This is a genomic window from uncultured Campylobacter sp. (assembly GCF_938045535.1).
Lineage (GTDB): Bacteria > Campylobacterota > Campylobacteria > Campylobacterales > Campylobacteraceae > Campylobacter_B.
In genome coordinates this window covers 1-4,706 of the sequence record NZ_CALIMQ010000082.1, presented here as the reverse complement: position 1 = coordinate 4,706, position 4,706 = coordinate 1, and the positions used below count along the sequence as shown (strand labels likewise).

Annotated in this window: 3 protein-coding genes; all 3 read left to right on the top strand. The window is 51.8% G+C overall.

The features are described from left to right. Positions 1-22 precede the first annotated feature (22 nt). Positions 23-1,330 carry a UDP-N-acetylmuramate--L-alanine ligase gene (murC, locus tag Q0095_RS02745; RefSeq protein WP_297881134.1) on the top strand — a complete coding sequence of 436 codons (1,308 nt, stop codon included), beginning with the start codon at positions 23-25 and terminating at the stop codon, positions 1,328-1,330. Positions 1,331-1,391: 61 nt separating this feature from the next. Continuing rightward, complete coding sequence (locus Q0095_RS02740; RefSeq protein ID WP_297881132.1) at positions 1,392-2,168, top strand: hypothetical protein; 777 nt, start codon at positions 1,392-1,394, stop codon at positions 2,166-2,168. Further along, positions 2,158-4,365 (top strand): endonuclease MutS2, encoded by a 2,208-nt coding sequence (locus Q0095_RS02735; protein WP_297881130.1) that lies wholly within the window; start codon positions 2,158-2,160, stop codon positions 4,363-4,365. The genes Q0095_RS02740 and Q0095_RS02735 overlap by 11 nt, the downstream gene beginning before the upstream one ends. Positions 4,366-4,706: the final 341 nt, after the last annotated feature.

The window sequence follows — 4,706 nt, the reverse complement described above, 5'->3', positions numbered from 1 at the left end:
ATTGCTCAAAGATTTAAAGGGGATCCACGCGATCCATTTTATCGGCATCGGCGGCATAGGCATCTCCGCATTAGCAAGATTTTTACACGAGAAAAATTTTATCATTTCAGGCTCTGATATCAAAGAGAGCGAGACGACCTACAAGCTAAGAGCGGACGGCATGGAGATCATCACGCCGCACGACGCTTCGGCGATCAAGGATCAGGAGATCGTCATCTACTCCGCCGCGATCAAAGAGGACAACGTCGAGCTGCAAGCCGCGCGCAAAAAGGGGATCGTCTGCCTCTCGCGCAAGGAGGCCCTGCCCTTCGTGCTAAAAGACAAGCGCGTCTTCGCAGTCGCCGGCGCGCACGGCAAAAGCACCACGAGCGCGATAACCTCGGCGCTGATAAACGGCTCGGTCATCATCGGCGCGATCTCCAAGCAGTTCGGCTCGAATATGAAATATGAAAATAGCGAAAACATCATCTTCGAAGCCGACGAGAGCGATTCGAGCTTTTTAAATTCCAACCCCTACGTCGCGGTCGTGACCAACGCCGAACCCGAGCATATGGATCATTACGACAACGATTTGGATAAATTTCACGCGGCGTATCGCGGCTTTTTGGAGCGCGCTAAGATCCGCGTGATAAACGCCGAGGATGAGTTTTTAAGCTCCATTAAGCTTAGCTGTATCAAGCTCTTTCCTTCGCGCGACATAACGGATCTAAAGGTGCTGCTGCGCAATCATCAGCCGTTTATGAGTTTTAATCTTAAAGAGCTCGGACGCTTCGAGGTTTACGGGCTAGGAAGGCACATCGCAATCGATGCGTCGCTAGCGATCCTAGCCGCGGCATGCGAGACGGGGCTAGAGCAGATCCGCAAAAATTTACTGAATTACCAAGGGATCAAAAAGCGCTTCGACATCCTGTGCGCCACCCCAAACTTCGTGCTCATCGACGACTACGGCCACCATCCTACCGAGATCAGAGCGACGCTGCAAAGCGCGCGCGAATACGCTAGCCTGCTAGGTCTTAGCAAGATCACGGCGATCTTTCAGCCGCACCGCTTCAGCAGACTTAAGGCGAATTTAAACGCCTTTAAAGAGTGCTTTGCGGGCGTGGAGGAGTTAGTCGTACTGCCCGTTTACGCTGCGGGCGAGCCTAGTAACGGCATCGATCTGAAAGAGGAATTTAAGGGGATCGGAGCGCTATTTACTGAGCGGGTCTTTAGAAACGGCGAGCGGATAGAATTTAGCGATATTTTCGGCGTCCGCCACATCATAAACGACGGGCTCGTGATCGGATTTGGCGCAGGCGACATCACCTATCAGCTGCGCGGAGAATTTTAAGCTTGAAAACTCTCGCCGAATTTATGAAACGAACTCCGCAGCGGGCGGGCAAGGATAAAATTTGAGATTTTTGGTGTTTATTTTCGCATTTTTATTTATCGCGGCGATCTTTTTCGTGCGGGACGAAATTTTAAGCAAAAGGGCTAAAATCATCGCCACGGCGCTGATCGTGCTGCTGTGCGCGGGGGCGTATCTTTACGAAAGCGCGAGCGAGCGATCCGCCAAGCTTGAGGAGGAGATGGTTTTTAAATTTAACGCAGGCGCCAGATTAAGATGCGGCGGCGCGATAAATTCCGCTTCTGAAACGCGCGGCTCGGATGCGAAAAATTTAAGCTCGCAAGCGGATGAAGCAAATTTAAAAGAGCAGAACAAGACCGCTTCTGCCGCGCAAAGCTCTGCTGCGCAAACGAACGAACAAGCTTCAGCCGCGCAAATGAACGGCGCCGTCTCGGACGGGCAAAATTCCGCACAAAGCCCTACTTCGCAAAATTCTACGCAGCAAAACCGCACACGGCAAAATTCCGCACCCCAAAGCGAGAGCCTCGCGCCGCAAAATTCCGCGAATCAAGGAGATACGCGAAGCCCTGCCTCACAAAATTCTACGCAAAATTCCGCGCAACGAGGCGACACACAAACCTCCGATCCGCAAGGCTCCGCTCAAAATTCTAAAACTACGCAAAATTTCGCTGCAGACAAAGAGCAAGGCTCCGCGCAGATCGTAACGCGAGAAAATTTCACCTACTCCTTTTCGATGGGCGCTTTCATCGCCAAAAAGAGCGCGGGCGCGGAGTTTAAGGGTAAAACTTATAAAATCAAAGAGTGCGTTTATGATCAGTGACGAACTTTTTACGCGCCTCGATCTGGGCGAGTATCTAGCCAAATTTAAAAGCTTTTTAGCGCGCGAAAAGCCGCTGTTTTTAAGCGGCGATAGCAAGCTAAATTTTGAAAAAATTTCAGAGCTTACGAAATTTGATCTGGCGCAGTGCGAGAGCGTCGCGAACCTAGACGACGCGCTGATGCGCATCTCAAAGCATGGCGTGCTTCATATCAGCGAAATTTACGAGTTTAGCAAGATCGTCCGATATTTTTTGTATCTCAAAAAGCAGCCTTTTGAGGGCAAACTCGCCGCTTGGCTTGCAAAGATCGAGATCCCGCAGCCCATCGCGCAACTAAAAGATTATTTCGACGATCAGGGCGGCTTTCGCGACGCGATAGACGAGCGCTTCGGCGCGCTAAACGAGGCGTTTAAGATAAAAAAAGGCGAGATCGAGCAGACGCTAAAAAGGCTGATCTATTCCAAAGCCCTTTCGCCCTATCTCGCCGACACGCAGATCCACTACATAAGCGACACCGAGGCTCTGCTGGTGCGCGGCGGCTTTAATCACGTGTTAAAAGGCAGCGTCGTAGCGCGCTCAAGCGGAGGCTATTTTTACGTGCTTCCAGACGCGATCGCGGCTCTGAAGTCCGCTCAAAGCGCGATTTTGGATAAAAAAGAGCAGATCGTATTCGAGCACTGCAAGCAGATCAGCGCGGTTTTTAATAAGAATTTAGCTTTTCTGAAATTTATAAACGCCGCTTTCGACGCGATTGACGCGCTGATTGCGCGCGCGGCGATGGCAAGAGCGAGCGATTATGAGTTCGTCCTGCCTGAGCCCTCGCGCGACATTGTCCTAGACAGCTTCGCCCACCCCGCGCTTAAAAATCCAAAGCGCGTGAGCGTGGAATTTAGCGGTAAAATTCTGCTCATCACAGGCGTGAATGCGGGCGGAAAATCGATGCTTTTAAAAAGCATTCTAAGCGCGGCGCTGCTAGCTAAGTACCTCCTTCCGATGCCTATTCGCGCAAGCCTCAGCCGCATCGGTACCTTTAAAGAGTTCGAGCTCATAATGGAGGATCCTCAAAACTCCAAAAACGACATCTCGACCTTCGCGGGCAGGATGGTTGCCTTTAGCAAGCTATTCGGGCGCAAAGAAATTCTAATCGGCGTCGATGAGATCGAGCTTGGTACCGATTTTGAGGAGGCTGCGAGCCTATACGGCGCGATGATCGAGCAGCTAATAAGCGGCGACGTGAAGATGATCATCACCACGCATCACAAGCGCCTGGCGATGCTGCTCGCAAAGGATCCGCGCGTGGAGCTGCTGGCGGCGCTTTACGACGAGAAAAACAGCGCGCCGAAATATGAGTTTTTAAAGGGTACGATCGGCAAATCCTACGCCTTTGAAACCGCGCTGCGCTACGGCATAGCGCAAAACCTGATCGCCGCGGCGCGCAAAAACTACGGCGAAAACAAAGAAAATTTAAACGAAGCGATCTCAAAAGCGATAAATTTGGAGCTTGAGCTAAAACAAAAACTAGCCCAAACGCAGCAAAAAGAGGACAAACTCGACGCGCTGAGCGAGGCGCTGAAAGATCAGCGCGAGCGCGCGCAAAGCGAGCTGAAGGCGGAGCTTTCAAGGCTGCAAAACGAATACTACCGCGCCATTTCGGAGGCCAAACGCAGCGTAAGCCTAAGCGACGTACGAGAAAAGCAGCGCGCCATAAACCGCGCAAACGAGCTCGCACGGGCCGTGCAGCAGCCCGAACTCAGCATGCCCGAGCCGCAAAGCCTCAAGGTGGGCGATCGCGTCAAATACGGCAAGATCAAGGGCGAAATTTTATCGCTTAGCAAAACCCAGGCGCTGATGCTAAGCGACGGTATCAGGCTGCGCGTGCCGCTTAGCGAGCTAAAGCGCAGCGGTGCGACGCCCGCGCCCGCAAAAAACATCAGCATCAAGGTGCAAAAGCCCACCTCCGCGTCGCTCGTGCTCGATCTGCACGGCTTGCGCGCCGAGGAAGCGATCAGCAGGCTTGATAAATTCATCAGCCAAAGCCTCGTGATGGGCTTTGATGAGATCATCGTCAAGCACGGCATCGGCACGGGCAAGCTCGCGTTCGCAGTAAAGGAATTTTTAAAATCGCATCCCAGCGTCAAGGGCTTTCGCGACGGCACGCCCGCAGAAGGGGGCTTCGGCTCAAAGGTCGTCTCGCTTTAGGCTCTGACTAAAAGGCCTTTTCGCTTCAGACGCGAACGATTTAGACGTAGAATTTCGCCGTGGAATTTTAAATTTTACGCCCGCGATGTAATAGAGTTCTTAAATTAAATCTGGAATGCAACTCGCCTATTGTAGGCGCAGAATTAATCAGGGGTTGGGCTTAGATGTAGAATTTCGCAGCAGAATTCCAACCCGCAATTTCGCACGAGAGTTTTACAGCTTGGCTTTGCGCTAAAATTTCAGAGAGAATTTGCGTTAAATTTACGCAATGTAGCTATTTTCAGCGCGACTATGCTAGAATTTCATGCGGCGCAGCCGCGACATAAAAATTAGCGCGAGCG

Excerpts from the sequence above, each read along its gene's own strand:
- Q0095_RS02735 (WP_297881130.1), top strand. The coding sequence starts at position 2,158 with ATGATCAGTGACGAACTTTTTACGCGCCTCGATCTGGGCGAGTATCTA.